Origin of the sequence: Bradyrhizobium sp. ISRA464 (genome assembly GCF_029910095.1) — a bacterium.
In the GTDB taxonomy this organism is placed as follows: domain Bacteria; phylum Pseudomonadota; class Alphaproteobacteria; order Rhizobiales; family Xanthobacteraceae; genus Bradyrhizobium.
Window position 1 is genome coordinate 2,188,004 of record NZ_CP094526.1, and the last position, 26,874, is coordinate 2,214,877.

Sequence of the window (26,874 nt, forward strand, 5' to 3'; positions counted from 1 at the left end):
CGGCCACAGGATGTGGCGATGTTGTCGTGGTTCAGCAGGGCGAAGCCCAAGGATATCTGGGACGATCCCGTCGAGCAGCCACTCGGCGACATCGAGGCCGCGCAGAAGATCCGCACCATCTGCCGTGCGGCGGCCGACAGCGCCGAGAAGGTCGGCGCGTCCAGTGGCAACTCGCCGCACAACGATCAGCCCGAACGCGATCGCTATGAGCGTGCCGCCAGGGTCGCGATGGAGATCGCGATGAAGGTCTCGGACGGATTGGTGCGCGACGCCGCCGTGCGCGAGATCGTCGGCCTCTGCATGAAGGCGCACAACATCAAGACGTCGCGGACATTGTTCCGCGCGATCCAGGCCAGCTCGATCAAGGCCGAAGTCCTGAAGGAGCACCCGATGCTGCAAGGCGAGTAGCCCGGCGCAAGCTTCGATACCGGGCACTGCGTGTCGTCGGTCGGATGCTGCCTCAAGGCCGGTGGCGTCATCACACCGGATTGTCGTGCCGGATGGCTTTGCGCCGCTGCCTGTGCTCCCCGTAAATATCCGGGCGCGCGACAAAATACCTCATGCCGATCTGACGGCGCGGACGTGCCATGGCCGAAGTCGCTACGTGTTCTTAACCTCGGGCCGATTCAATCGCGGCCGGCGAGTGATCGTGCGACGACACAACTCAATACTGACGCTCCGCCCAATTAAGCCATTCATCCTCGGGCTCATGCCAAACATTATTGATCGAAGGAATAGACGTATGCTCTCCCGCCTTTCAATTCGCAACAAGATCGCCATTGTCATTTCGCTGCTTCTCGCCGGCATGACCGGCATGGGCTTGCTTGCAATCCTGAAGATGCGCGACATCAATTCCAAGACTGTCGAGATTCAGAACGGCTGGCTGCCCGGCGTGCGCACGCTCGGCGATTTGCGCGCCGGCGCCAACAATTATCGCAGCATCCTGCGCGGACACATGCTGTCGGAGACGGCCGAGGCGAAGGCGGAGGCCGAGACGCGCCTGAGGGCGCAGGTGGAGCTCAGCAACAAGACGCGACAGGCATATGAGAAGCTGATCACCTCGCCCGAAGAGCGGGCGGCCTATGCGGAATGGGCGCGCGAATGGGATGTCTACATGCAGCTCGCGGAGAAGGTCATCGCGCTCTCGCGCGCCAATGAAGCCGGTGGCCTGCCCCGCGAAGCGGTTAAGCTGAACGAGGCGCAGGCCATTCCGCAGGGACAAAAGGCGGACGCGCTGATCGCCAAGAGCGTCGAGCTCATGAATGCAGGAGCCAACACCGCGGGAGCGGAGGCGGCGAAGAACTATGACTCGGCGTTGATGATCATCATCTCCATCATCGGCGTGGCGACCGTGGTTGGCGCCGGCATCGGCATCTATCTGGTGAGGGAGGTCTCGAGCGGCATTGCCTCGATCGTGAAACCGATGCAGGCGCTTGGCGCGGGCGATTTGACGGCCGTCGTGCCGCATCAGGGCGAGAGGACCGAGATCGGCTCCATGGCCGACGCGTTGCAGGTGTTCAAGCAGGCGTTGATCGACAAGCGCGCAGCCGACGAGGCCGCCGCGGCGGACGCCGAAGCCAAGATTGAGCGCGGTCAGCGCGTCGACCGGATCACCCGCGAGTTCGAGGCGATGATCGGCGAAATCGTCGAGACAGTCTCCTCGGCTTCGACCGAGCTGGAGGCATCCGCCGTCACGTTGACGGCGACGGCCGAGCGCTCACAGCATCTCGCAACCTCCGTTGCCGCCGCCTCGGAGCAGGCGTCGACCAATGTGCAATCCGTGGCGTCGGCAACCGAGGAGATGGCAGCGTCGGTCACGGAGATCGGTCGCCGGGTGCAGGAATCCGCCGATATCGCCAGTCACGCCGTCGGGCAGGCCCGCAAGACCAACGATCGCGTCGGCGAACTCGCCAGCGCCGCCGCCCGGATTGGCGATGTGGTCGAGCTGATCACCAGTATCGCCGGCCAGACCAATCTTCTGGCACTGAACGCCACCATCGAGGCCGCGCGCGCAGGGGAAGCCGGCCGAGGGTTCGCTGTGGTCGCGTCGGAAGTGAAGGCTCTGGCCGAGCAGACCGCCCGGGCGACAGGTGAGATCAGCGTGCAGATCTCCGGCATTCAGGCGGCGACGCAGGAGTCGGTGGAGGCGATCAAGCAGGTCGGCGACACCATCGGCCGCATGTCCGAGATCGCATCGACGATCGCGTCCGCGGTCGAAGAGCAGGGCGCTGCCACGCAAGAAATCTCGCGGAACGTGCAGCAGGCCGCGCAGGGGACCAGGCAGGTGTCGTCGGACGTCATCGATGTGGAGCGTGGCGCCGGCGAAACGGGCTCCGCCTCGTCGCAGGTTCTGTCCGCGGCGCAATCGCTGTCGTCCGACAGCACGCGGCTGAAGGTCGAGGTGAGCAGGTTCCTGGACGCGGTGCGCGCGGCTTGAGATACACGGACGGCTCGGCCGTCACCGCGCGTCGGCCGATGCCTGGCCGCCAAGCGCACGCAGGGCTTCGTCGACGCTGTGGAAGACGTGATCCCTCGGCAGGACATCGTAGAGGTTGAAGCGTTCGAACGCGTCCTGCGCGCGTGTCGATTCCAGCCGGGCGATCGCCACTGTAACGCCGTCGTCGCGGCATTCGCGGAACAAATCGTGCAGGGCCTGCGCGGCGGTGAAGTCGATCTCGACGATGCCGCTGGCCTCGATCACCAGCAGCCGCGGCTTCGGTGTCGATGCTCCGATCATCTTGATCACGTCGCTGTGGAAGTTCGCGGCGTTGAGGAATGATAGCGGCGCCTGCTGGCCGACGACGACAATTCCGGGCCGGTGCCCGCCGGCGACATCCCGGCTCGCCGGCCACCAGATCGTCGTGCCGGGCACGTGAACGAACTCGACGAGCCGGCCGCGCGTCGTGGTCCAGATGCCGTGCAGCAGCGACAGCGCGATGCCGACGGCGACGCCTTGCTCGATCGGCAGCACGATGATCGCGGCGGCGGTCGCCACCACGAGCAGGAATTCGTAGAACGACTGCCGGAAGATGGTGACGATCTGCTTGACGCGGATGATGCGTAGCGCGACGAACAGCAGCACGCCGCCGAGCGCGGCATCCGGCACGTGCTGCAGCAGCGTCGCGCCGAACGCCAGCAGCGCGAGCACGATCGCCGCGGCAAACAGCCCGGCAAGTTGGGTGCGTCCGCGGGTCTCCGACACGATGCCGGTGCGCGGCGGGCTGGCATTGACGGGAAAGGCGCCGAACACCCCGGACAGCAGGCTGCCGACGCCAGCGCCGAGGAAGTCGCGGTCGACATCGGCCGGCTTGTCCGGGTCGGAGAGGAAGGAGCGCGTCGTCGCCGCCGTCTGCACCATCACGACGATTGCGATCAGCAGCGCCAGCGACAACAGCTTCACCCAGCGCTCCGGGGCGAGGTCGGGAAACGACGGATTCGGCAGCGTTCCCGGCACAGTGCCGACCACGCTGACGCCCTTGCTTTCGAGATGGCCGGCGATCACGGCGACGGTGGCGGCGACGAGACCGATCAGCGCACCCGGAATGCGCGCGCTGATCGCCTCGGATCCGGCGACGAGCGCCAGCACGCCGAGGCCGATCGCCAGCGTGTAGGGATTGGTCAGGCCGAGCTCCTGGGCGAGAACCCCGAGCTTGTAGAGCGTCGCTCCGTCGGGGGTGCGCAGGCCGAGCACGCCGGGCAGCTGCGAGACCAGGATGTGGACCGAGATGCCGGCGAGGAAGCCGACCGTCACCGGCGTCGACAGCAGGTTGGCGATCCAGCCGAGCTGGAACAGGCTGCCGGCGATCATGATCACGCCGACTATCAGCGCCAGCGCCATCGCGAGCGCCTGATAGTCGGGCGAGCCCGATGTTGCCATCAGCGCCAGGCCGCCGGCGAAGATCGGCGTGATGGTGGAATCGGCGCCGCAGGACAGGAAGCGATTGGCGCCGAACATCGCAAAGCCGAGCGAGCCCGCGACGAAGGCGAAGAAGCCGATTTGCGGCGAGAAGCCGCCGAGCCGCGAGGTCGCCATCTGCTCGGGGATCGCGATCGCGGCAAGGGTCAGCCCGGCGATCAGGTCGCCCGGCAGGTCGCTCGGCCGGAACGCGGCGAGCGAACGGAAGATCGGCCAGTTGGCGTGTGTGGGGTGATCCTGGCCCATCGGTCCGCGCTCTCCTCGGCTGTGATGCCCTTAGGAAATAGCCCACATCGTGTGGCGAAAAGCCAGCGGAGTTGTGCGTGAACGGTCGCGAAAGCGTCGCCCCAACGGAGGGACGTCCGCGTCATTGCGAGCGGAGCCAAGCAATCCACCGCGCCAGACACGCGGAAGCATGGATTGCTTCGTCGCGATCGCCCCTCGCAATGACGAAGCGGCAAGCGTTCGAGCCTCTCGGGAGACGGCCTAGCCGATATTTTGCAGCGCCGGGAAGGTCTCGAGCAGCCAGACGCTGACGCTGGAGACGGCACCGGTCAGGAAGCCGATGCCGGTGACCACCATCAAGACGCCCATCACCCGCTCCACGGTGTCGAGGTGGCCCTTCATCCGCGCGAACAGCGACGAGAACTGCTTGATCATGAACGCTGCGAGCAGGAAGGGGATGCCGAGCCCGGCGGAATAGACCGCGAGCAGCCCGGCGCCCTTGGTCACGGTGGCTGTGGACGCCGCGATCGAGAGGATCGCCGCCAGGATCGGTCCGATGCACGGCGTCCAGCCGAAGGCGAAGGCCAGGCCCATGACATAGGCGCCCCACAGCCCGACCGGTTTGGGCGCGGTCAGCCGCCCCTCGCGCATCAGGAGGCCGATCCGGGTCACGCCCAGGAAGTGCAGGCCCATGACGATGATGACGATGCCGGCCAGGATCGACAGCTCCGCCGACCAGGCGCGCACCAGGCTGCCGACGAAGGAGGCGCTGGCGCCGAGCGCGACGAACACGGTGGAGAAGCCGAGCACGAACATCAGCGCCGCCGTCATCACCGCGCGCTTGGAGGTCGCGGTCGCGCCGTCCTGGTTGACCTGCTCGATGGTCGCGCCGGTCAGATAGATCAGATAGGGCGGCACCAGCGGCAGCACGCAGGGCGACAAGAAGCTGACAAGGCCGGCGATCAGGGCTGCCGGAATCGAGACGTCGTGCATCAATGAACCTTCGCAGGTGGTTGTCCAGTCTTGGCGTGTACGCCGCCAACAATCCAGAAGTTTCGTCGCATGCCTCTTCAACTATGGTCACAGACCCGTGTCCGGGCGCCGCGCTAGGGGCGGGTGGCGAAACAATCTCGGATATGTTCCGTATTGCGGTAAAGAAACCGCTGATACGGACCTGATCCATGCGCATTGGCATCCGCAGCGCCATTTCCGCCCCGGTGCTGAACCTCGATCGTGGTCAGCGCCGTCGGGGTGCACCTGCTATGGTGGCGCACCGCACAAAGGGTGAGCCAGACGGCTTGAGAATTGGCCGCCGATGCAAACGCTATGGGGCGTCCAGGTTACCTCCGCCGCGTTTACCAATTTCCGCCGGCGTGCCGGGAGGGTTGGTTGGCTGCAGGGGAGTCGCGTCGGCGATCTCCCGCGCGAATTGAGGCGCTGCAGCGCTGGTGCCTGCGAGTCTGAACACCGAGCCGCTCCTGTTGCCTCCACCACGTACGCCGGAGAGCGCGTACGAGTCGTCGCAGGGAAGCACGAAATCCGGGCCGCGGCGAAGCGCGAGTGGTCCGCTGCGCGCGGGGCCGGCCGAGGAATAGGTCGATTTGCGTCCATTCGACAGAATGTAACCGCCGGCCACGTGTATCCCCGCGTCTTCGGCGGTCGCAATCCCGTTGAGGGTGCCGTCGCGGCGGACCAGCGATCCGCTCCTGTCGAACTCCCCCTCGGCGCGGATACAACTGGCTTCGGCCGACCGAGTTCGTTCCCAGCTCGGGTCGACAAAAGAGGAAGCCTTGGCGCCCGACATCACGCCCATATTGGGGTCAGTACGTGCCACAAAGGCGTGAAGCTCCACAGCAGCGCGGATGCCGGTGACCTTGACAGTCCAGTCGCCATGTTCGGCTGCGGCGATCTTCGGCGCGACGACGGTTGGTTCGACCTGCAGCCGCCACATCGTATCATCGCCCCAGACGATTGGGACGTCGACCCCGGCAGGCGCAACCGGGACGGAGGTGAGACCGGAGGAAAGCGGAGGCGACGGCGCATAGACAACGCCGCTGGGCGAGGTAAGGGTAACGACGACACCGCCGGCATCGGCCGTCTTCATCCATACTTCCGCAAAGCACAACACTGAATTGTCGGGCGGAAGCCGCCAAGTCCATTCGATATGATTGGGGCGCGAGTAGTCTCGCGTAAAGGCGACGTGGCCCTCACTCAGATAGGAATTGCCCGCCGCCAGCACGATCTCGAGCTGCGGCTTTCCGTTGGCACCATTGAATTCCGAGACCATCGCAGCGAGCGCCGCCTCGAGTTCCGATGTGCCATCGTGCGGGCCGGTCGTCGGACCGTAGCTGAGGTTGACGATGACGCGCTCGGTCTTGTTCGGGTCGGCATGCGAGAGGATGTACCGGATGCCGTCAAGGACGTAAGCCTTGAGCCAAACGCCGGTCGCATCCTTGATGCAGATTTCGGGGAATTGCACGAACACCACATCGATGCTCGACGCAGGATCCGTGGCGCTGTGCCAACTCGGCGGATCGCGGCGGTCGCTTGCAGGGCCGATCCGTGACGAGGTCGGGATACGACCCGCGAGCACATCCATCACATGTGCGCCGTGTGACGACCGGCCCTTCAGGCTGGTGAAGCCGGCATCGGCGTAGCAGCCGTCTTCGTCGACGCTGCCGGACGGCGTCGAGTGCAACTGGATCCATTCGTCGAGGCCGACCTGTCGCGCGGGCTCGCCGGGCGCGTCCGAGGCGCGCTGGAATTCGAGGCCGTAGTTGAAATCCTGCAGCGGCTCCCCAAACAGGCATTGGTTGCCGGCGCCATCCCTGACCTGGACCGGTTGTCGGCCCTGGTTCTGGTCCCAGATGGCGCGTACCCGCGTGGTGAGGCCGGCATTTGCCGTCTGCCTGAGAAACTGCGCGGCAGCGAACGGGCAGCCGTCGTCGAGCATGCCAATCAGGAGCGGTCTCACCAATCGCTTGCCTGGCCCCACGCGACTGATGATCCTCCGCTTGGTGAGTGCCGCCACCGGCGACGGCTTCACCGGTAGCGAGAGCTCCACTCGGGAGACGTACTCATCCCAGATCGACAGCCCGATTGCGTTGAGCACCGCCGCCTTGTCGGTGCGAAGCGTAGCATATCGCGTGCTGTCGAGGGCCGGGCCGACCTCGACGTGGAATCCGGCCCTCCTCATCTTTCTCCGGAATGCAACCGTCATATCGGCCTGTTTGAATTCCGCGAGGAAGAACAGCCTGTGTCGTTTATTTTCATCGAAGAATTCGAAATTCTTGAAATTCACCGAGAGCGCGTACCGGAGATACGGGCCAAAGCATTTCGGCAGGTCGTATTTGGGCATGGAACATCCTCCGCTTCGGGTTGCAGGACGCTGCCTCGCCTATGGGAATCTGCCCATCCACTCATATTGCGCAGCGTCCCAAAGATGCTCCATCAAGTTGGATTTCATGATATTCGCGCCCGCGGCTTCGGAATAAAATGCGCTGCCGTGGATGTTTTGGCTTCCACTGAACGGATTGAAATCTGTGTGCGGGGCGTTGTCGATTCCGGCGGCGAGGAATTTGCGGCGCCGAAATTTGTGGCCTGACTTGCAACGCCCGACGAAGTATTCACCAAGGGCAATACCCAGCATCCGTCCTGCCATGCTGTCGACGGGGAAGTGGACTCCGGCGATCACGCGGTTGGTCGTGATGCGTGCCGCCTGGCGCTCGAGCTGGTCGATGACCATCTTGTGTTTCGCTGGATTGAGCTCCAGCAACGCTTTCAGCACCTGGACCACCGCGTAAGCCTGCGTTGCATGCCCCATCGGGAAGCTGCCGTGACCCGGGGTCGTGATCATCGGCTGCACTTCAGCATTGTATTCGACCGGGCGGTAACAGCCCATCGCATGCTTGAACCGCATTTCCACGTAGACGCAGAATTGCAGCACGAGGTTGATGAGTTCGAAGGTGCGTCGGGTGCGGTCGGGATGCAGGTAGACGATCGAGGACCAGAACGCGTATTGCGGGTCGATCTGCGCCATGATCTCGGTGGCGCGCTCGGAGCGTAGTTCGGCCCAGCTCAGCACCAGCGGGATCTGCTTCTCGAAGGTCGTCCGCTTCGGACGTCCGACCTCCGCGATCAGGGATGCGGACGACAGGACCTGGAAAGCGTGACCGGCCGGCGCTTTGCGAAGCGTTATCCCTTGCATCATCTCGCCGATCGCGATGTAAGCGCGAACCCACGGCTCCCAGCGCTCCAATTGCAGTCTGTCATCGATCCCCGGCAGTGGCGGCGCGTAGCAATGATGCTCGGGGACGATCGTACCTTCGCGCCCCAGGATCAGTGCATCGACCATGATTGAATTGGCATAGGCGTCGGCCATCGTTCCAAGGAACGATCCTCCAGCTCCGCCGGCTCCTCCGGCCCCACCAGCTCCGCCAGCCCCACCAGCTCCGCCCGCACCGCCAGCTCCGCCCGCGCCACCTGCGCCGCCTGCCCCGCCTAACCAAGCCTGCTAAGCCCCCGCCTATGGCGGGGCGAAAACCGGCAGTTCTACAGCTGCGGGAATGAAGTCATGGAGTCTCCTTGGGGAACCGCCAAGAACCCTCAAGGAGACCATGATGGAAGCAGAGTACAATCATCTTAATCACGCGACTTGGGAGTGCAAGTACCACGTCGTGTTTACGCCGAAGTACCGCAAGAAGCTGCTGTTCGGGAAGATCAAGCGACATCTGGGCCAGGTATTTCACGATCTGGCACGACGGAAGGAGTGCCGGATCGAGGAAGGTCACCTGATGCCGGATCATGTCCACATGCTGATATCGATACCTCCGAAATATTCGGTGGCGCAGATCATCGGGTATATGAAGGGGAAGAGTTCGATCTGGATCGCGCAGAACGTCGAACGGAAGATGCGAAATTTCCTGGGCCACAAATTCTGGGCACGCGGATATTTTGTCACGACCGTCGGCCGCGATGAGGAAATGATCCGGGCCTACATCAAGAATCAGGAAATGGCCGACCAGCAACTGGATCAGTTTGAGCTAAAGATTTCAGCTGCCCCAAAATCCAAGCAATCGTCCTAACATCCCTTAAAACCGCCTTTGGCGGTTCCCAATCAAACCTCCAGCTTTGCTGGAGGTTATTGGCTGTGCCATTGCCGCCTCCTTATGGATAAAGTCTGTCTTGATGGATAAAGTCTGTCTTGGTGCAATCAGCTCGTCGTTGGTAAACCTGCCATTTCCAGGCAGCGTGCCCACCACCTGCCTGTCTCGAGTTGCGCATTCGGGATGCGCGCGATGTATCGTTCGATGGTCAATGCCGGCTCAAGCTTGCGCATGCTGGCCAGTGCGGCGCGTGCGTCGTCCATCCGTCCTTGTGAGACGAGCGCGATCGTGAGCACCCGCCAGGTAGAGGGGTGCATGCGGTTGTGTATCAGGGATGACCGCGCAAGCCGCTCGGCTTCCTCATAGTGATGTGCGGAAAGTTCGGCGGTGGCGCCGAGCGACTCGAAGTAGTAGCGCTGCGGATCAAGCGGCGACAGCTCCAATGCTCGTCGCGTCGCCACGACGGCAGCCTCGCCCTCACCATTGAAAGCGTTCACCGTGCCGCGATACAGCCAGCCAAGCGCATGGCTCGGGTTCGCATCGACGGCCTGATCGCATCGCTTGCGGGCCGTATCGAGATCGTTCAGCAGATGGCAGTGGACGAACCCCTCGGTCGCCAGCGCAAGGGCGTCCGATGGGTCGCGGTCCAGTGCCGCGTGGCTAGCGTTCAGGGCTTCGGTCGCCTCGCGCTTGCGGTCCTCCGACCATCCGCGCGTAACACGCAGGATATACCAGTTGGCAAGCCAGGCGCGCGGCGCTGCAATCCGACTGTGCCGATCGATCAGTTCGTCGAGGATCTTGCGGGTGTGAAGAAACTCTTCCTTGCTGGAGCGATGCATCAGCCGGATGCTGCCGAGTAACAGCGAATAGCTTTCCAATGTCGGCAGCGGCTGGGTCAGAACGTGCTCGACTTCGGCGTCAAAGACCGACAGATGCACCGCGCTTGCAATGCGTTGGGCCAGTTCGCTTTCGGGCTGCAACAGGTCCGCAATGTCTCCTCTCATCCGATCGGTCCAGACCACCTGGTTGGTGCGCGCGGCAGAAAGCTCCGCTGTCACCAGAATCCGGCCCGCGTCCACGACATAGCCACCGCTCAGGATATACGTCGCGCCGAGATGGGCCGAAACCTCAGCGACGTCGCTCATCCGACCGCGAAATACATTGGTCGACAGGCGTGAGATGACCTTCAAATTCGGTGACTTCGACAATCGCCAGATCACGCTGTCGGCAATAAGATTGCCTACGTCGAAATGTGCGGGAGCGCTGTTGCGCGCGTTGAAGGGGATGACGGCAATTGTCGGTTCCATGGGTGTCCCGTAATCACGCCGAGCGATAAGGCTGGGATGCGGACTTGCTGGACCAACACGATACGCGCGCACCGGCTTGTCAAAGTGCTTGAGAATGCATTCGCCCAGATCTTCGCACAGCGCATCCACCCCGTGCGTAAGCTCGTCGCGCGCCGCGGCGCTGCCAATGGTTTCGCCCGGATCGGCAAGGCTTGCCAGCGCGGCTGCCAATTGTTCGTGCGCGGACGCGCTGGCAATCGTTTCACCCGGGCCAGCGAGCGTCGCCAGCCGGGCTGCCAGGTTCACACCTGTCCCGTAGATATCGGTGCCGTCGCTCCAGGCGATGGCGGAATTGATCCCCGCACGTAGGTGGAATCGACGGTCCTCGGGGATATCGGTATTCTGCGTGGCAAGCGTGCGGTGCATCTCCGCTGCTGCGGCCACGGCGTCCGGCACCGCCTCGAAACGCGCCATCAATCCGTCGCCCAGGCTCTTCACCAGGACGCCGCGATAGCGGGGTAGAATTTGGGTGGTTACGATCCGAACAAAATCAGCCCAGCGGCGTACACTGTCCGTCTCATGTTGGCGCATGAGCCGCACCGACTCCACGAGATCGACGAGCAGCACCACGGCTTCTTGTCGCACGAGTCCGCCGCCTGCGGCCCGAAGATCCGATTGCTCGTTCCGGACGGCCTGCCCTTCGCTCTTGTCCGCCCCATCATCACTCATAGGCGACTCGACTTCGCGATCCCGGCGCTCGCATCTTAGATGGTATGCAACCTTGAGCCAAGATCCCGAGCGAGCGGCGCATGCGGCGGCAAGACGGCCGCGCCTGGATTCGTGCGGGTGCGACAGAATGTCAGCTCTAAAGGGCCGAAGTATTGACGTCCTCGACGGGCAAATCAGCAAAACCTGTCAAGCCCACTGCAAGAAAATATTCCGCTTGGTGTTTCACCCAACTCAGATGTTGAATCCGCCCGTCTCACCCGCTTGAGGGGCGCTTCGCGATCGTCACGAGTGTTGGGTAGAGATGCGGTGGACGCTGATTGTGTGACTGACGAGCACGCGAGAGGCGGACGGCGAAGTCGTGTGGTCCTGACGCCCCAGTGGCAGGTGTTGACTCCTTGAGGAAGCGAACGCTTCTCGAGGATGACGGTGACAAGAAAGCCCGGTCTCGCCGAGGAGAGCACGAAGTAAGCCGTAAACCATCGCGCAGGGAAAGCCGGAGTGTTTTCCGGTTTCACCTGTGGTCCTACCCCCCGTGCTTTTTTGTTGCACGGGGCCCATGGGTGCGATCGGCACCCGGCTTTCCCTGCGCCCTCTGCTTTCGAAGAGGGTGAAAACGAGACGCAAAACTCGAGCGCATCGCGCTGCGAGATCATCGACTCACATCCTCACCGCTGCTTAACAATTGAATCAGAAGCCAATCCCGTCATTGCGAGGAGCGAAGCGCCGAAGCAATCCATCGTTCCGCGTATGCCGAAGCATGGAATGCTTCGCTTCGCTCGCAATGACGCCGAGTGGGCGCTGCTGCGCTCTTCACCCTCGCCCAGAAGCGGATGAAAGCTTGCGGCAGGGCTTCACCGAATCCGCACCAGGTCCGCCGTGGAAAAATCCGATGCATCGACAGTTCAAATCTGCCACAAGGTTCCCATGCGACTTCCCTTCTTCTATGGCTGGATCATCGTCGCGGTGACCTTCGTCACCATGGCGATCGGCGTCAACGCGCGCACCGCGTTCTCGCTGTTCTATCCTCCGATCATCAGCGAGTTCGGCTGGGAGCGCGGCGTTACGGCCGGTGCGTTTTCGTTCGGCTTCGTCGCGTCCGGCATCGCGAGCCCGCTGATCGGGCGGATGATGGACCGTCGCGGGCCGCGCGCGGTGATGGAGCTTGGCGTCGCGTTGATGGGCTCCGGGTTGTTGCTCGCGCCGCTGACCACGCAGCCCTGGCATCTCTATCTCACGATTGGCGTGCTGGTCGGTGCCGGCAGCGTCTGCCTCGGCTATTCCGGTCAGTCGCTGTTCGTACCGAACTGGTTCATCCGGCGCCGCGGGCTGGCGATCGGGTTGGCCTTCGCCGGCGTCGGCATCGGCTCGGTGACGCTGCTGCCATGGGTGCAGCACATGATCGAGCAGACCAGCTGGCGCACGGCCTGTACGGCGATGGGGATCCTGGTGCTGGTCGTGCTCGCTCCGATCAACCTGTTGCTGCACAAGCGGCCCGAGGATATCGGGCTGCGGCCGGACGGCGATGCCGCGCCGACCGCGACCTCGGCCAAGCCGGCATCGAACATCGTCGATCCGGTCTGGGCCGGCACCGATTGGACGTTGCCTCGCGCACTGCGCACCGCGCGGTTCTGGTGGATCGCGGTCGGTTATTTCTGCGGCCTGTACATCTGGTACGCGGTGCAGGTACACCAGACCAAGTTCCTGCTCGACATCGGCTTCAGCTCCAGCGTCGGAGTCTGGGCGCTCGGCGTCGTCAGCCTGCTCGGCATTCCCGGCCAGATCTGGCTCGGGCATTTGTCCGATCGCATCGGGCGCGAATGGGTGTGGGCGATCTCCTGCTTCGGCTTCGTGATCTGCTTTGCCGCGCTGGTCGCGCTGCGATATTGGCCGGCCATGCCGCTGATCTATCTCATGGTCTTCACGCAGGGGGCACTGGGTTACGGCCTCACCTCCGTGATGGGGCCGGTGGTGCTGGAGATCTTCCAGGGCAAGCATTACGGCAGCATCTTCGGCACCATCATGCTCGCCGCGTTGGCCGGCGGGGCCGCGGGACCGTGGGCGACCGGGCAGCTCTACGATCTCTCGGGCAGCTATACGGCCGGCTTCACGCTCGGGATCGCGATGAGCCTGCTGTCGGCGATCGCGATCTGGCAGGCTGCGCCCGGCAAGGTGCGCGCCGTCGCGGGACAGATGCACAAGATCGCAAGCAAGGCTTGAGCAGGATTAGCTAGGCGAGATGCCGATCGCGCGCTGCAGATCGATGATCGCGCGCAGGCAACTGTCTGCCGGCGTGGTCTCCGGATCGATCAACCGGTGCAGGCGGAACCCATCTTCCAGCGCCAGCACGATCGCGCCGGTCCATTCCGGGTTGATCGCGCCGTTCCGCCCAGAGTTCTTGAGCGTGGTCGTGACGATGTCGGCGATCAGCTTGCGCCGCGCGCGCAGGCGCTTGGCGAGCTCGGGCCGGCGCTTTTCGGCGCGCGCCACGAACAGGATCATCTCCATGTGCAGGAGCGGCGAACGGCCGAGCGGATCCTGCCGGCTGCGATCCATCGTCCTGAGCGCCTCGAGGAAATCCGGAAGTGTCCTGTGCCTGGTCAGCAGGTCGAGATTGCGCCGGATCGATTGCTCGACGTGATCCTCGAGCATCGCGATGATCAATTCATCCTTGCTCTTGAAGTTCGAATAAAACGCGCCGCGCGTGAAACCGGCTGCCGCCGCGATCGCCTCGATGCTGGCGCCGCCAATTCCCTGTTCCTCGAACACCTGCGCCGCTGCCTCGAACAGCTTCTCGCAGGTGTTGTCGCGTGTCGGTCTGGTTCGAACCCTTGACATCGGCGCAGTTTAGGGCAGAATGCAACTCGATACAAGAGTGCATCGAGTTGCATTCAATAAGATAACATCAAGTTGCCAGGCCGCGATGGTCCGGCCCGGAGGATGACACCAAGGCGCGCCACGCTGCTGACGCTGGCGCGGCAAGCGAACGAGGTCACCATGAACGAGCACGTTCAGTCGGCGCGCAGCGAACCGCTCTTCAATCCACTGGCGCCCGAATTCATCCGCAATCCCTATCCGCACTACGAGCAGCTGCGGACCATGGACCCCATGCACGTCAACGCGCACGGCGCCTTCGTCGCCAGCCGTCACGCCGAGGTGAGCCTCGTGCTGCGCGACAAGCGCTTCGGTAAGGACTATGTCGACCGCACGATCCGCCGCTATGGCCCCAAGATCATGGAGGAACCGGTCTTCCGCAGCATGAGCCACTGGATGCTGCAGCAGGATCCGCCCGATCACACCCGCCTGCGCGGCCTCGTCGTGAAGGCCTTTACTGCGCGCCGGGTCGAGGACATGCGGCCGCGCATCCAGCAAATCGTCAACGAGACGCTCGACCGCATCATCCCGCAGGGGAAGATGGACCTGATCGAGGATTTCGCCTTCCGCCTGCCGGTGACGATCATCTGCGACATGCTGGGAATTCCCGAGGAGCATCGCGAGACCTTCTACAAGAGCTCGCGTGACGGCGGTCGCCTGCTGGATCCGGTTCCACTCTCGGCCGAGGAGATCAAGCAGGGCAACGCCGGCAACGCGATGGCGGCGATGTACTTCCACCAGCTCTTCGAGCTGCGCCGCAAGCAGCCCGGCGACGACCTCATCACGCAGCTCGTGCAGGCCGAGGAGGACGGCCAGAAGCTGACCAACGAAGAGCTCACCGCCAACATCATCCTGCTGTTCGGCGCCGGCCACGAGACCACGGTGAACCTGATCGGCAATGGCCTGCTGGCGCTGCATCGCAACCCGGACCAGCTCGCGCTGCTCAAGGCCAATCCGGGCCTGATCACCAATGCGATCGAGGAGTTCCTGCGCTACGATTCCTCGGTGCAGCTGACCGGCCGCGTCGCGCTCGAGGATATCGAGGATCTCGGCGGCAAGCGCATCCCGAAGGGCGAGAGCGTGCTGTGCCTGCTCGGTTCGGCCAATCACGATCCGGCGGTCTATCCCGACCATCCGGAACGGCTCGACATCCAGCGACCGAACGTGAGGCCGCTGTCGTTCGGCGGCGGCATCCATTTTTGCCTCGGCGCTCAGCTGGCGTGGATCGAGGCCGAGATCGCGATCTCGACCCTGCTGCGCCGGATTCCGGACCTGCGGCTCGATGACGCGGAAAATCCGGAATGGCGGCCGACCTTCGTGCTGCGCGGGCTGAAGCGGCTGCCTGCGAGCTGGTGATCTCTCGCTTTTTGCGGCGGGTGTCGGTCCCGCCGCAACCGCAGGGGGCGCACGCGCTGTTGAGCGGAGAACCGCCTCCGGCTTGAAGTCGCAGCAGCAAAGGCGCTGTGACTTCGTCATACTTGCCTCTATATATTGGGCTGCTCCGGGTCAGGTTCGGCATGGGTAGGCTGCCAGCGGAGCGGGCTCAAAGGGAGACACCGTGCAGACGACGCTGCTCGGCTTGGCAATCGCATTCATTCTTGCACTGGTGGCCGCGCTGGTCGGTCCATATTTCGTCGACTGGAACCAGTTCAGGCCGCAGTTCGAGGAGGAGGCGACGAAGATCATCGGCGCGCCGGTTCGCGTGGCCGGCGACCTTGACGCGCGCCTGCTGCCGGCGCCGTCGCTGCGATTGAACAACGTCACCGTCGGCGGCGCCAATGATCTCGGCAAGGTCCGGGCCGGCAAGCTCGACGTCGAGTTCAGCCTGAGCTCCCTGATGCGCGGCGAATGGCGCGCGACCGAGCTCACCATCAACGGCGTGTCGCTCGATCTCGGGCTCGATCCGAAAGGGCGGATCGATTGGCCGGTATCGAGCGGGACCTTCAATCTGGCATCGCTCGCGATCGACCGTCTCAACCTCACTGGCCGCATTGCGCTGCATGATGCGGCGAGCCGCAGCACGCTCGAGCTGAGCGATATTGCCTTCAGCGGCGATGTCCGCTCGCTTGCCGGTTCGATCCGCGGCGACGGCAATTTCATGTTCGGCGGAAACCGCTATCCATTCCGGGTTTCTTCGGGACCGTTGCCTGACGGCAACGGCACCCGCCTGCACGTCGGCATCGATCCTGGCCAGCGGCCGCTGTCGGCCGATCTCGATGGCGTCCTCACCTTCGAGGCGCGCGCACCGCGGTTCGAGGGGACCGTGGCGCTGGCGAGCGCGCCGAGCCAGCGTGGCCGAAGTGATGAGCCGCCGTGGCGGATCGCGGGCAAGGTGAAGGCCGACCATTCGGCCGCACGCCTCGATCAGGTCGAGGTGAGCTATGGCGCGGAAGACCGTGCGCTGAAGCTTGCAGGCAGCGGCGATGTCCGCTTTGGCGCCGAGCCGCTGCTGCGTGCCTCGCTCTCGGCGCGGCAACTCGACGCCGACAAGTTCGTCGCCAAGGACGCCAGTGACAGCAATGCCGAGCCGGCGCACGTGTTGCCGACGTTGCGCGCGGTCTTCTCGGGCCTTACGCAAAGCCCGATTCCGGCGCAGATCGAGCTGGCATCCGAGCAGATCATGCTCGGCGGCCGTCCCTTGCAGGACGTTTCGGCAGAGCTGCAGTCGGACGCAAAATCCTGGATGGTGCGCCGGCTGGAGTTCCGCGCGCCGGGATCGACACGGGTCTCGATGAGCGGCGGCAGCGCGCAAAGCGGCACGCCGAACGGCTTCAAGACCGCGCTCGATATCGAATCGTCCGATCCCGATGCGCTGATGGTCTGGCTGCAGGGGCGGGGTGACATCGCCTATCGCAGCCAGAAACCGTTGCGGTTGCGCGGCGACGTCTCGGTGTCGCCGGCCGGCTTTGCGATCGATGCGCTGAGGGCGGAGCTCGAGGGTGGTACCCTCGAAGGCCGCGTTGCAGTCTCGCATCGCGAAGCGACCAAGGGATCGAAGGTCGAGGCGCAGTTGAAAGCGGACCAGCTCGATTTCGATGCGACCGCGGCCTTCGTCCGTTCGCTGCTCGGGCCGCAGGCCGAATGGCCCGACGAGGCACGGTTGTCGCTCGACGTCGGGCGCGCCATCTCCGCAGGCCAGGAATTCCGGCCGCTGCTGGCGAAGATCGCCTACAGCCCCAAGGACATCGTGCTTGAACGCCTGAAGATCGGCCAAGCCGACAACGTCACGCTGGACAGCAGCGGCAACTTCGACCGGGTCAATTCGACCGGCAAGCTGGCGATCGATGCCACGGCTGCGTCGCTCGGCCGGATTGCCGCGATGGTTCAGCCATTCGCGCCGTCGCTTGCCGCGCGGCTCGGCATGCTCCGGGCGGATGCCGGGCCGGTCCGCGCGAAGCTTGCGCTCGATCTCGGCAAGGGCAAAGGACAGGCTGCCGACCGCACCACCGCGCAGGCGACGCTCGATCTCGAAGCGCCGCAGGTCAAGGGGCGCACGGTGATATCGGCGACGCCACCGGTCGCTGCGATCCGCGGGCTGGATCTCAATGCGCTCGGTCGCAGCGACATTGCCGCCGAGGCCAAATTTTCGGCCGGCGAGGGTAGCGCCCTGCTGGCGCTGCTTGGACTTGACCATGCGATTGCGGCCGGCGCCGGCCCTGCGCAGTTCGAGGGCACGGTGAGCGGCGCGTGGCGTGCGCCGTTGCGGGTGAAGGCCAGGCTGTGGGGCGCGGGACTCGATGCGGATGCGGAGGGGACCGCGGAGCCGTGGGCGAAGGATGCCAAATCGAACCTCAGCCTCCGCGTTCGCAGCGCCGACATCAGTCCGCTGCTCGATCTGAAATCATCAGATCAGACCGCAAACATCCGCCTGTCGTCGCGGGTGAGCCTTGTCGGCGACAAGCTGACCTTCGACGATCTCGACAGCATCGTTGCGGGTTCACGGTTGCGCGGGCATCTCGCATTGACGCTCGCCGACGAGAAGAGCGTCGAGGGCGAGCTCGGTCTCGACCAGATCACGCTGGCGCCGATCTTTGCGACCGCAATCGGCGCCGCGGGGCATGATGCGACGGCGCCGCTCGGCGCAGTATCGACCAAGGGCTGGCGCGGCAAGGTGACGTTCGAGGCGTTGCGCGGCGTGCTGCCCGGTGGCGCCGAGCTTCAGCCGGTGAGCGGCACGCTCAGGTCCGACGGACAGTCGCTGACCTTCGACCGCATCAAGGGCAAGATCGGCGGCGGCGAGGCGACCGCCAGCATCGATGCGCGGCAGGGAGTCAACGGACTGGCGTTGAACGCGAACGTTCAGCTTTCGAACGTCGACGGCTCGGCGCTGCGTTATCGCAATCTTGCGATGCCGAAGGGCCGTGCCTCGATGCAGATGACGCTGTTGACGCAGGGCCGCAGCACCTCGGCGCTGATGGGTGCGCTCTCCGGCAGCGGCACCGTGACGCTGGAGGGGATGAGCCTCCCAGGCCTCGATCCGCGGGCGTTCGATGTCGCGATCCGCGCCAGCGACAGCGGGCAGGCGACCGACGATGCGCGGCTGAAGCAGATCGTCGAGCCGGTGCTCGCGGGCGGCGCGCTGCCGATCGCGTCAGCGCAAATTCCGTTCAATATCCGTGACGGCCGCATCCGCGTCGGCGCCACCACGCTTGCGGCCAGTGGCGCCAATGCCACCGTATCGGGAGGCTACGACATTCCGGCCGATCAGGCCGACATCCGCGCCGCGCTGGCTTCGACGCAAATCGGCACCGCCAACAGCCGTCCGGAAATCCAGTTGCTCGCGGTGGGCACGCCCGACGGACTGACGCGCAGCGTCGACATCGCGGCGTTGTCCTCCTGGCTTGCGGTGCGTGCGATCGATCGCGAGACGCGGCGGCTCGACGCAATCGAGCGCGGCGACCCGCCACCGTCACCGGATTCCGTGCCGTCGGCGATCCCGCAACCTGCCATACCTTCGCCCGATGCGCCGAATGCCAATCCGGCGGCGTTGTCCCCTGCGGATGTGCCGCTGCCCGGTCGCGATCCGCGCCGCCTGCTGGCCCCGAAGCCGAAGATCGTGGCGCCGCCGCGTCCGCCGGCCGCCACGGCGCCTGCTGTTGCGCCGCCAGCGCCGATCGCAAGCCAGTCGCAGGTCGCGCCGCTGCCGCCGCCAATCGAGGTCAAGCCGCCGCCCGGCACGGTCAAGCCGAAGCTGCGGCCGCCATTGTCGCTGACGCCACAGGTCGCCAATCCGCCGCCGCGGCCAGCGATGCAGAACTAGATCGTGATGCGATTAGATTGAATCGCATCACGATCTCATCTCTTTGTTTGAGCATGGTGTCCGCGCAAACGCTCCGCGTTTGTCGCGAGGGAAAACCGCTTCGTTTGCGCTAACGCGGCCCTCCGGGTCCGGATCATGCTGTAGGTGGTTTCGGTTCTGGTTTGAATCCGACGCGAAGCGCTGGAGCTTCACGCGTTTCATCACGCGACCCGGCCTCCGCCTGGCGCGAAAACGCTCCGGCCTATCAACGGTGCTGGAGAATATTGACCAGCCGGCCGAATGGATCGCGGACGAAGAAGCGCCGCACACCCCATGGCTCGTCCGCCGGCCCATAGTCGATCCTGATGCGGGCCGCCGTCACGCGACGAAGCGCCTCGTCGAGATCGTCGACCTCGATCGAGAGATCGGGCACCGGCGTGCCGGAGCCGCCTTCGGATGCGATGCTGATTTGAGCCTGCATCGTTTCGGATGAGCCGTAGGTCGCAATCCAACCGAAATCCATCAGCGGCTCGAGCCCGAGGATATCCCGATAGAATCGTCCCGCTGCCGCCACGTCGGTGGCGGCAATGTTGGCGACGATGCGTTTGACTTTCATGCTGGTGTCCGCGCCGCGACAGGATCGCCTGTTTCATAACATGGCAGCGATCCAGCCGCGGAGACCAGCGAAATGATCACGCCTGCTGGCGCGTATCGACCTGTTGCGGCCTGACATCGGCCGGCACGGCCGGCGTGGCGCGCGAGCGGAAATAATCCAGCACGAAGAGACGGATCGCCGAGGAAAGGTTGCCCTGCTGGCGATTGCTGTCGATCTCGCCGACCAGTTCCGACAGCGTCATGTTTCGAAGACCGGAAATCTCCTTCATGCCGTTCCAGAACGCCTCTTCGAGGCTAACGCTGGTCTTGTGTCCGGCAACGACGATCGAACGCTTGACGACGGGAGATTTCATGACGCTTCTCCGCCATCGATGTGATGCTGATCGAGCAGGCGCGCACTGCGCTCGGCGAGAAACTCGTCGCGCGCGCGTTCGGCCTTGGTGCGGCCAAATAGCGCACGGTTGGCGTCGGCCTGCTTTGCTGCTTGTTCGCGCTCGTTGCGCTTCCTGAATCGTTTCAAGTTGACCACGTCGCCCATGCTCGTCCTCATCGTCCCTTCATCCGAATTGGTGATGCATCGTGACGAAAGCAAGAGTGGTCGCGCTGTGCGCCTGGCTCGATATCCATCCAGAATCCCCGTTTTGATGCTTCGTGATAGCACCAAAGAATCGGTTTCGCTCTGCGAAAACTTGACGTCTGTCTGCTGTACCATGCGTCAGCGCAGAGCTGATAGATCACCCGCCTTAGTCTTTAGGCGTTATGATTCATAATTATATCACGCGCGCCGACCGTAATTCCCCGGGCTCATCGCCGCCCACTCACCCCGGGTGTGTCATTTTGTCCGGCTGCACGAGGCGATCAAATTCATCTGCAGATACAAAGCCAAGCCGCAGGGCTTCTTCCTTCAACGTCGTTCCGCGCGCATGCGCGGCCTTCGCGACCTTGGCCGCGTTGTCGTAGCCGATCTTCGGCGCGAGCGCCGTCACCAGCATCAGCGAACGCTGCATCAATTCGCTGATGCGCTTTTCGTCTGCGCGTATGCCGACAACGCAATGCTCGGTAAACGAACGAACGACGTCGGACAGCAATTGAATGGAATTCATCATACAATATGCCAAAACGGGCTTGTACACGTTTAGCTCGAAATGCCCCTGGCTGCCGGCGATCGTGATCGCGGTCTCATTGCCGAACACCTGGCAGCAGACCATGGTCACCGCCTCGCACTGGGTCGGGTTCACCTTGCCCGGCATGATCGACGAGCCCGGCTCGTTCTCGGGAAGGATCAATTCGCCGAGACCCGAGCGCGGGCCCGATCCGAGGAAGCGGATGTCGTTGGCGATCTTGAACAGGCCGGTCGCCACCGAATTGATCGCGCCGTGCACCAGCACATAAGCGTCGTTCGAGGCCAGCGCCTCGAACTTGTTAGCGGCACTGGTGAACGGCAGCCTGGTGATCTTGGCGACATGCCCGGCAAAGGTCCTGGCGAATTTCGGCTTCGAGTTCAGCCCGGTACCGACGGCGGTGCCGCCCTGCGCCAGCGGAAACAAATCCTTCACCGCCACGCGCAGTCGCGCGATGCCGCTCTCGACCTGCGCAGCGTAGCCGGAGAATTCCTGGCCGAGCGTCAGCGGCGTTGCGTCCTGGGTGTGCGTGCGCCCGATCTTGACGATCCTGGCGAACGCCTTCTCCTTCTTGCGCAACTCGCGATGCAGTTCGGTCAGCGCAGGAATCAGGTCGGCGACGATCCGCGTCGCGGCCGCGATGTGCATCGCGGTCGGGAATGAATCATTCGACGACTGGCTCATGTTGACGTGATCGTTCGGATGGATCGGCTTCTTGGCGCCGAGCTCGCCGCCGAGCATCTGGTTGGCGCGATTGGCGATCACCTCGTTGAGGTTCATGTTGGTCTGCGTGCCCGAGCCGGTCTGCCAGACCACCAGCGGGAAATGATCGTCGAGCTTGCTCTCGATGACCTCCTTGGCGGCGCGGATGATGACGCCGGCGCGGCGCGCATCGAGCAGGCCGAGCTCGCGATTGGTCATCGCCGCCGCGAGCTTGACGATGCCGAGCGCATGGACGATCGCAATCGGCATCCGGTCGTGGCCGATCCTGAAATTCTGCCGCGAGCGTTCGGTCTGCGCGCCCCAGTAGCGGTCGGCAGGAACATCGATCGAACCGAAGCTGTCGGTCTCGCTGCGGGTGGTTGCCTTGGATTGTGTGGTCGATCGGGCCATGGATGCTTTCCGTTACGTCGTCAGCGCATAAGCCGGCAGTCGGCGCCGGCTTTCGCGCGCGATGACGCGAAGCATCGGCGCGAGGTCATGCTCATGCTGAAGATAATCCGTGATGACGATCCGTCATCCCGGTCTTCGCAAGCATCCTACAAGGTCGAGGATCGGTCTGTGTCTAGATTATTTCTTGCGGAAACGATCGAGCCGCACCACCTCGGCGCCTTCGCTGGGCTTCGTCGGCTCTTCCTCGGTCTCGGCCGCATTGGTGTCGGCCGCTACGCGGGCAGGTTGTGCAGGAACGGGGCTCACCGGCGGCGCGGCCGGCAGCTGGGATGGAGCGGCTTCGGCCACCGCATCCGAGGCGTCGAACTGCAGGTCGAACGGCGCGGACGGATCGAGGAAGCGTGTCACGGCGGCGAAGGGCACGGTCAGCCGCTCGGGGATTCCGCCGAACGACAGGCCGACCTCGAACCGATCCTCCGTCACCACCAGGTCCCAGAACTGGTGCTGCAGGATGATGGTCATCTCCTCCGGATATTGCGCGAGCAGCCGCGGCGAGAGCTTCACCCCGGCGGCGGTCGACAGGAAGGTGATGTAGAAATGGTGCTCGCCCGGCAGGCCATGTTCGGCGGCGTCGGCCAGGACCTGGCGCAGCACCCCGCGCAGCGCATCCCGCGCCAGCACGTCATATCGGATGTGATCGGTCGCCATGGTAATCCTGTCGCTTTCGAAAATCGCCGCTCTCAAGGGGAGTGGAGCCGTCCGACTCGCCCTCTTGGGGCCATGCTACCCCGCCGGGAGCCGGAAATCAGCAGGGGGCAGTTTGGAAATGCGCGCAGGTGCGCGCGGCCAAAGATGAAGTGGAGGCTTCTGTTGCCAGGTGCCTCCGGACCCCGCCTAGCGGAGCTTAACCCACTAGGACTTTAAGATGGTCTTTCAAACTGCGTTACGCAGCCTGAGCAACCGGAGCAAAGTTGTCGTTGGCAACTATTGCAATGGCCCGATGTCGGCGGAACCATACCGAGAAAAAACACGCCCTTTACGCCCTCGTCGATCCTATTTCGCCCCCGCCAAAAGCCACCTCGTGATGGATTCTGGTGGAGGCGCCGGGTACCGCCCCCGGGTCCGAATGGTTTATTGCGACGGTCATTTATTTCCATAGCCGGCGAACCGGCACCCCCAATATAGGCGGCGAGGGCGGAGAAAAACAGAGCCGATTCGGGCCTTTCAGGTGTGAAAACCGGTCAGATTGGGGTTGGCCGGCGCCCGGACGCTGTTTTAGGTTTTGTCCATGCCTCCGGATTCCTCTCCGGTTGCCGCCCCGGCGCCGGACGCCCCTCTGCCATGTCAGCCCAGCCTGCTCGAGCTGTTCCTTGCTTTTGCCAAGATGTCGCTCGCCGGCTTTGGCGGGGTGCTGGTCTGGGCCCGCCGGGGCATCGTCGAGCAGCACCGCTGGATGACGGCGGAGGAGTTCAACGAGACCTTCGCGCTGTGCCATTTCCTACCCGGTCCGAACATCGTCAATCTGTCGGTGGTGTTCGGCTCACGGTTTCGCGGCATCGCGGGCGGGCTCGCCGCCTTCGCCGGCCTGGTCGGCCCGCCGCTCGTGATCGCGACCGTCCTCGCCGCACTTTATGCGCGCTACGGCGAGATCGATGCGCTGCGCCGCACGCTGGCCGGCGTGTCCTGCGCGGCAGTCGGCCTTCTGTTCGCCGTCGTCTTCAAGATGATGATGCCGCTGCTCAAGCGGCGCGACGTCGTCGGCCTCGTCGTCATGACCGCGGTGTTCGCTGCGATCGGGCTGGTTCGATGGCCGCTGCAGAGCGTGCTGCTGGTCGCGATTCCGCTCAGCCTTGCGATCACGATCTTGACACGCCGCGAGGTGAAGGCATGAGCGCAGATCCCAATCCGACCGCAACGCTGGTCTGGACCTTCGGCCTGATGTCGCTGTTTGCGGTGGGCGGCGCCAATTCGGCAATTCCGGAAATGCACCGTGTCGCGGTCGACGTGCATCACTGGATGACCGACAAGCAGTTCGCCGATGTCTTCGCGATCTCGCAATTGTCGCCGGGACCGAACGTGCTGATCGTGACGCTGATAGGCTATTCTGTCGCAGGGGTCGCCGGAGCATTAGCCGCCACCGTTGCGATGTGCGGACCGACCGCACTGCTTGCCTATTATGTGAGCCGTTTCCTCGAACGATCGCGTCATTCGAGCTGGCCCGCGATCCTGCAGGCGGCGTTGGTTCCGCTGTCGATCGGGCTGATGGCGGCGAGCGGACTGATCGTGGCGCAGACATCAGACCAAAGTTGGATCGCTGCCCTGATCACGATTGTCGCAGCTACGCTTGCCTTCGCGACACGGATCAATCCGCTCTGGATATTGCTTGCCGGCGGCATTTTTGGTTTTGCTGGCGTTGTCTGATGAAAATCGCTAGCAAGGCGTCGGGGTCAGCAACACAAGCCATCCAATCAGATCGGGCGGGAAAACCCTGCCGGGGGAGCGAAATCATGAGTGACACGCCGAGCCAGGCGCCAGTCAAATCCATCTTGCCGAAATGGGTGCGTGGACCGCAGGACTTTGTCGGCGGCATCGCCCTGTTGGCGCTCGCCGTGTTTGCGCTGTGGGCGTCCAGCGATCTGCAGGGCATGCATGGCTTCTCGTTCGGCGCAGGCACCGCGCCGCGCATCTTCGCGGTGCTGCTGTTGCTGCTTGGGGCCGGCGTTGCGGTGATGGGAATCCTCAAGGATGGTCCGGCCATCGCAGCCTATTCCTGGCGCGGCCCGCTGTTCGTGGCGCTGTCGATCCTGTTCTTCGCCATGGCGATCAGGCCGCTCGGGCTCGTCGTCTCCGCCTTCTCGAGCTTCCTGATCGCGGCGCTCGGCTCGCATGAGACGAAGTGGCTCGAGGCCATTATCGTCGGCGCGTGCCTGACGCTCGGCTGCGCGCTCCTTTTCCCTTACGTGCTGGGACTGCCGATGCCGATGTTCCCGCGCTTCCTGATCCAGTGAGGACGTGATGGAACTCTTTGCCAATCTCGCACACGGCTTCGCCGTCGCCTTCTCGCCGATCAACCTCCTGATGTGCCTGATCGGCGCGCTGGTCGGCACGCTCGTCGGCGTGCTGCCGGGCATCGGAACTATCGCGACCGTCGCGATGCTGCTGCCGATCACGTTCGGTTTGCCGCCGGTCGGCGCGCTGATCATGCTCGCCGGCATTTATTACGGCGCTCAATATGGCGGTTCGACCACCTCGATCCTGGTCAATATTCCCGGTGAAGCGACATCCGTCGTCACCGCGCTCGACGGCCATCAGATGGCCAAGCAGGGCCGCGCCGGTCCGGCGCTCGCGATCGCCGCGATCGGCTCGTTCTTTGCCGGCTGCGTTGCCACGGTGCTGATCGCGGTGTTGGGCGCGCCGCTGACCAAGCTCGCGCTGGCGTTCGGTCCGGCCGAATATTTCTCGCTGATGGTGCTCGGCCTGATCTTCGCGGTTGTGCTCGCCAAGGGCTCTGTGCTGAAGGCGATTGCCATGATTGTGTTCGGTCTGCTGCTTTCGATGGTGGGATCCGACATCGAGACCGGCGCCTCGCGGATGGCGTTCAACATTCCCGAGCTTGCCGACGGTCTCGGCTTCGCCACGGTGGCGATGGGCGTGTTCGGCTTCGCGGAGATCATCCGCAATCTCGACCATGGCGCCGAGATGAACCGCAATCTGGTGCAGCAGAAGATCACCGGGTTGATGCCGACGCGAAAGGACATTTCGGATTCCACGCCTGCAATCCTCCGCGGCACCGTGCTCGGGTCGATCCTCGGCATTCTGCCGGGCGGCGGCGCCGTGATCGCCTCGTTCGCAGCCTATACGCTGGAGAAGAAGCTTGCGAAGAATCCGTTACGCTTCGGTCGCGGCGCGATCGAGGGCGTGGCGGCGCCGGAGAGCGCCAACAATGCCGCGGCGCAGACCTCGTTCATCCCGCTGCTCACGCTCGGCATTCCGCCGAATGCGGTGATGGCGCTGATGGTCGGCGCGATGACCATTCATGGCATCGTGCCGGGCCCGCAGGTGATGCAGAAGCAGCCCGATCTGGTCTGGGGCATGATAGCCTCGATGTGGATCGGCAATCTGATGCTGATCATCATCAACCTGCCGCTGGTCGGCATCTGGGTCCGCCTGCTGCGCGTGCCGTATCGGCTGATGTTCCCGTCGATCGTGATCTTCTGCTCGATCGGCATCTATTCCGTGAACAACGCGCCGGTCGACGTCATTCTGGCAGGCGTGTTCGGCCTGGTGGGCTACTGGCTGATCAAGCACGATTTCGAGCCGGCGCCGCTTCTGCTCGGCATGGTGCTCGGGCCGCTGATGGAGGAGAACCTGCGCCGCGCACTGCTGATCTCGCGCGGCGACTGGAGCGTATTCGTCTCGCGGCCGCTGTCGGCGGTGCTGCTCGCGATCGCAGGCGGTCTCCTGGTGCTCGCGGTGCTGCCGACGCTGCGCGCCAAGCGCGACGAGGTGTTCGTGGAATCGGAGAGCTGATCGCAGGTCGGCCTGCGTCGGCGCGCCGCAGGCGGAAGTCGAGTAGACTTTCGCTGCAGCTTTATGAAATGGAAATGCCGGCCCGATTGGGCCGGCATTTTTGTTGCTTGGACGTTCCAAGGGG

At 64.0% G+C, this 26,874-nt stretch carries 21 protein-coding genes and 1 other RNA gene; 10 read left to right on the plus strand and 12 right to left on the minus strand.

Annotation, left to right across the window (positions count from 1 at the left end):
* Positions 1-21 precede the first annotated feature (21 nt).
* Positions 22-408, plus strand: coding sequence for a hypothetical protein (locus tag MTX19_RS10255; RefSeq protein WP_280984757.1), 387 nt, complete (start codon positions 22-24; stop codon positions 406-408).
* 334 nt (positions 409-742) lie between these two features.
* Complete coding sequence (locus MTX19_RS10260; RefSeq protein ID WP_280983490.1) at positions 743-2,437, plus strand: methyl-accepting chemotaxis protein; 1,695 nt, start codon at positions 743-745, stop codon at positions 2,435-2,437.
* Between the two features lie 21 nt (positions 2,438-2,458).
* Here MTX19_RS10260 and MTX19_RS10265 read toward each other — a convergent pair whose 3' ends face one another.
* The 4 genes from MTX19_RS10265 to MTX19_RS10280 form a co-directional block, all read right to left on the minus strand.
* Positions 2,459-4,162 carry a SulP family inorganic anion transporter gene (locus MTX19_RS10265; RefSeq protein ID WP_280983491.1) on the minus strand — a complete coding sequence of 568 codons (1,704 nt, stop codon included), beginning with the start codon at positions 4,160-4,162 and terminating at the stop codon, positions 2,459-2,461.
* Between the two features lie 240 nt (positions 4,163-4,402).
* Positions 4,403-5,134 (minus strand): cytochrome c biogenesis protein CcdA, encoded by a 732-nt coding sequence (locus MTX19_RS10270; protein ID WP_280983492.1) that lies wholly within the window; start codon positions 5,132-5,134, stop codon positions 4,403-4,405.
* Positions 5,135-5,465: 331 nt separating this feature from the next.
* Positions 5,466-7,499: a hypothetical protein gene (locus tag MTX19_RS10275; protein WP_280983493.1), complete on the minus strand. Its 2,034-nt coding sequence runs from the start codon at positions 7,497-7,499 to the stop codon at positions 5,466-5,468.
* Positions 7,500-7,538: 39 nt separating this feature from the next.
* Positions 7,539-8,522, minus strand: coding sequence for a phosphatase PAP2 family protein (locus MTX19_RS10280; RefSeq protein ID WP_280985953.1), 984 nt, complete (start codon positions 8,520-8,522; stop codon positions 7,539-7,541).
* 238 nt (positions 8,523-8,760) lie between these two features.
* On the opposite strand from MTX19_RS10280, the gene tnpA reads away from it, so the two are divergent.
* Positions 8,761-9,225 carry an IS200/IS605 family transposase gene (tnpA, locus tag MTX19_RS10285; protein WP_280984622.1) on the plus strand — a complete coding sequence of 155 codons (465 nt, stop codon included), beginning with the start codon at positions 8,761-8,763 and terminating at the stop codon, positions 9,223-9,225.
* A 128-nt stretch (positions 9,226-9,353) separates the two neighbouring features.
* On the opposite strand, the gene MTX19_RS10290 is transcribed toward tnpA, so the two are convergent.
* Positions 9,354-11,261 carry an adenylate/guanylate cyclase domain-containing protein gene (locus tag MTX19_RS10290; protein WP_280983495.1) on the minus strand — a complete coding sequence of 636 codons (1,908 nt, stop codon included), beginning with the start codon at positions 11,259-11,261 and terminating at the stop codon, positions 9,354-9,356.
* Between the two features lie 924 nt (positions 11,262-12,185).
* Between MTX19_RS10290 and MTX19_RS10295 the strand changes: the two genes are divergently transcribed.
* Positions 12,186-13,478, plus strand: coding sequence for an MFS transporter (locus tag MTX19_RS10295; protein WP_280983496.1), 1,293 nt, complete (start codon positions 12,186-12,188; stop codon positions 13,476-13,478).
* Positions 13,479-13,484: 6 nt separating this feature from the next.
* Here the strand turns inward: MTX19_RS10295 and MTX19_RS10300 are convergent, their stop codons facing one another.
* Entirely contained in the window at positions 13,485-14,096 is a 612-nt protein-coding gene (locus tag MTX19_RS10300) for a TetR/AcrR family transcriptional regulator (protein ID WP_280976358.1), read from the minus strand.
* 159 nt (positions 14,097-14,255) lie between these two features.
* On the opposite strand from MTX19_RS10300, the gene MTX19_RS10305 reads away from it, so the two are divergent.
* Both MTX19_RS10305 and MTX19_RS10310 read left to right on the plus strand, forming a co-directional pair.
* On the plus strand, positions 14,256-15,488 hold the full coding sequence (locus MTX19_RS10305) for a cytochrome P450 (RefSeq protein WP_280983497.1): 1,233 nt from the start codon (positions 14,256-14,258) through the stop codon (positions 15,486-15,488).
* A gap of 202 nt (positions 15,489-15,690) precedes the next feature.
* Positions 15,691-19,392, plus strand: a complete 3,702-nt coding sequence (locus tag MTX19_RS10310) for an AsmA-like C-terminal region-containing protein (RefSeq protein ID WP_280983498.1) — start codon at positions 15,691-15,693, stop codon at positions 19,390-19,392.
* Positions 19,393-19,636: 244 nt separating this feature from the next.
* Here the strand turns inward: MTX19_RS10310 and MTX19_RS10315 are convergent, their stop codons facing one another.
* From MTX19_RS10315 to ssrA, 6 genes are all read right to left on the minus strand, one after another.
* Positions 19,637-19,987: a VOC family protein gene (locus MTX19_RS10315; protein WP_280983499.1), complete on the minus strand. Its 351-nt coding sequence runs from the start codon at positions 19,985-19,987 to the stop codon at positions 19,637-19,639.
* A gap of 76 nt (positions 19,988-20,063) precedes the next feature.
* Positions 20,064-20,339 (minus strand): ribbon-helix-helix domain-containing protein, encoded by a 276-nt coding sequence (locus MTX19_RS10320; protein ID WP_066499077.1) that lies wholly within the window; start codon positions 20,337-20,339, stop codon positions 20,064-20,066.
* Complete coding sequence (locus tag MTX19_RS10325) at positions 20,336-20,524, minus strand: DUF4169 family protein (protein ID WP_280983500.1); 189 nt, start codon at positions 20,522-20,524, stop codon at positions 20,336-20,338. Before MTX19_RS10325 ends, MTX19_RS10320 begins: the two co-directional genes overlap by 4 nt.
* Positions 20,525-20,804: 280 nt before the next feature.
* Positions 20,805-22,220: a class II fumarate hydratase gene (gene fumC / locus MTX19_RS10330; RefSeq protein ID WP_280983501.1), complete on the minus strand. Its 1,416-nt coding sequence runs from the start codon at positions 22,218-22,220 to the stop codon at positions 20,805-20,807.
* A 177-nt stretch (positions 22,221-22,397) separates the two neighbouring features.
* Complete coding sequence (locus tag MTX19_RS10335) at positions 22,398-22,928, minus strand: ClpXP protease specificity-enhancing factor SspB (RefSeq protein ID WP_280976363.1); 531 nt, start codon at positions 22,926-22,928, stop codon at positions 22,398-22,400.
* A 148-nt stretch (positions 22,929-23,076) separates the two neighbouring features.
* Positions 23,077-23,431: a transfer-messenger RNA gene (ssrA, locus tag MTX19_RS10340) on the minus strand.
* A gap of 77 nt (positions 23,432-23,508) precedes the next feature.
* Here ssrA and MTX19_RS10345 point away from each other — a divergent pair.
* The 4 genes from MTX19_RS10345 (at position 23,509) to MTX19_RS10360 (ending at position 26,750) form a co-directional block, all read left to right on the plus strand.
* A complete protein-coding gene (locus MTX19_RS10345) occupies positions 23,509-24,111 on the plus strand; it encodes a chromate transporter (RefSeq protein WP_280983502.1) in 603 nt (200 codons plus the stop codon).
* Complete coding sequence (locus MTX19_RS10350) at positions 24,108-24,641, plus strand: chromate transporter (RefSeq protein ID WP_280983503.1); 534 nt, start codon at positions 24,108-24,110, stop codon at positions 24,639-24,641. The genes MTX19_RS10345 and MTX19_RS10350 overlap by 4 nt, the downstream gene beginning before the upstream one ends.
* An 86-nt stretch (positions 24,642-24,727) precedes the next feature.
* Entirely contained in the window at positions 24,728-25,228 is a 501-nt protein-coding gene (locus MTX19_RS10355; RefSeq protein WP_280983504.1) for a tripartite tricarboxylate transporter TctB family protein, read from the plus strand.
* 7 nt (positions 25,229-25,235) lie between these two features.
* Positions 25,236-26,750 carry a tripartite tricarboxylate transporter permease gene (locus tag MTX19_RS10360; protein WP_280983505.1) on the plus strand — a complete coding sequence of 505 codons (1,515 nt, stop codon included), beginning with the start codon at positions 25,236-25,238 and terminating at the stop codon, positions 26,748-26,750.
* Positions 26,751-26,874: the final 124 nt, after the last annotated feature.

Bases quoted from the DNA above. Each gene is read 5' to 3' on its own strand.
- MTX19_RS10355 (WP_280983504.1), top strand. From the start codon at position 24,728: ATGAGTGACACGCCGAGCCAGGCGCCAGTCAAATCCATCTTGCCGAAA.
- MTX19_RS10320 (WP_066499077.1), bottom strand. From the start codon at position 20,339: ATGAAATCTCCCGTCGTCAAGCGTTCGATCGTCGTTGCCGGACACAAG.
- MTX19_RS10315 (WP_280983499.1), bottom strand. From the start codon at position 19,987: ATGAAAGTCAAACGCATCGTCGCCAACATTGCCGCCACCGACGTGGCG.
- MTX19_RS10360 (WP_280983505.1), top strand. From the start codon at position 25,236: ATGGAACTCTTTGCCAATCTCGCACACGGCTTCGCCGTCGCCTTCTCG.
- tnpA (WP_280984622.1), top strand. From the start codon at position 8,761: ATGGAAGCAGAGTACAATCATCTTAATCACGCGACTTGGGAGTGCAAG.
- MTX19_RS10325 (WP_280983500.1), bottom strand. From the start codon at position 20,524: ATGGGCGACGTGGTCAACTTGAAACGATTCAGGAAGCGCAACGAGCGC.
- MTX19_RS10305 (WP_280983497.1), top strand. From the start codon at position 14,256: ATGAACGAGCACGTTCAGTCGGCGCGCAGCGAACCGCTCTTCAATCCA.
- fumC (WP_280983501.1), bottom strand. From the start codon at position 22,220: ATGGCCCGATCGACCACACAATCCAAGGCAACCACCCGCAGCGAGACC.
- MTX19_RS10270 (WP_280983492.1), bottom strand. From the start codon at position 5,134: ATGCACGACGTCTCGATTCCGGCAGCCCTGATCGCCGGCCTTGTCAGC.
- MTX19_RS10350 (WP_280983503.1), top strand. From the start codon at position 24,108: ATGAGCGCAGATCCCAATCCGACCGCAACGCTGGTCTGGACCTTCGGC.
- MTX19_RS10260 (WP_280983490.1), top strand. From the start codon at position 743: ATGCTCTCCCGCCTTTCAATTCGCAACAAGATCGCCATTGTCATTTCG.
- MTX19_RS10265 (WP_280983491.1), bottom strand. From the start codon at position 4,162: ATGGGCCAGGATCACCCCACACACGCCAACTGGCCGATCTTCCGTTCG.
- MTX19_RS10300 (WP_280976358.1), bottom strand. From the start codon at position 14,096: ATGTCAAGGGTTCGAACCAGACCGACACGCGACAACACCTGCGAGAAG.
- MTX19_RS10280 (WP_280985953.1), bottom strand. From the start codon at position 8,522: ATGGCCGACGCCTATGCCAATTCAATCATGGTCGATGCACTGATCCTG.
- MTX19_RS10335 (WP_280976363.1), bottom strand. From the start codon at position 22,928: ATGGCGACCGATCACATCCGATATGACGTGCTGGCGCGGGATGCGCTG.
- MTX19_RS10290 (WP_280983495.1), bottom strand. From the start codon at position 11,261: ATGAGTGATGATGGGGCGGACAAGAGCGAAGGGCAGGCCGTCCGGAAC.
- MTX19_RS10345 (WP_280983502.1), top strand. From the start codon at position 23,509: ATGCCTCCGGATTCCTCTCCGGTTGCCGCCCCGGCGCCGGACGCCCCT.
- MTX19_RS10275 (WP_280983493.1), bottom strand. From the start codon at position 7,499: ATGCCCAAATACGACCTGCCGAAATGCTTTGGCCCGTATCTCCGGTAC.
- MTX19_RS10295 (WP_280983496.1), top strand. From the start codon at position 12,186: ATGCGACTTCCCTTCTTCTATGGCTGGATCATCGTCGCGGTGACCTTC.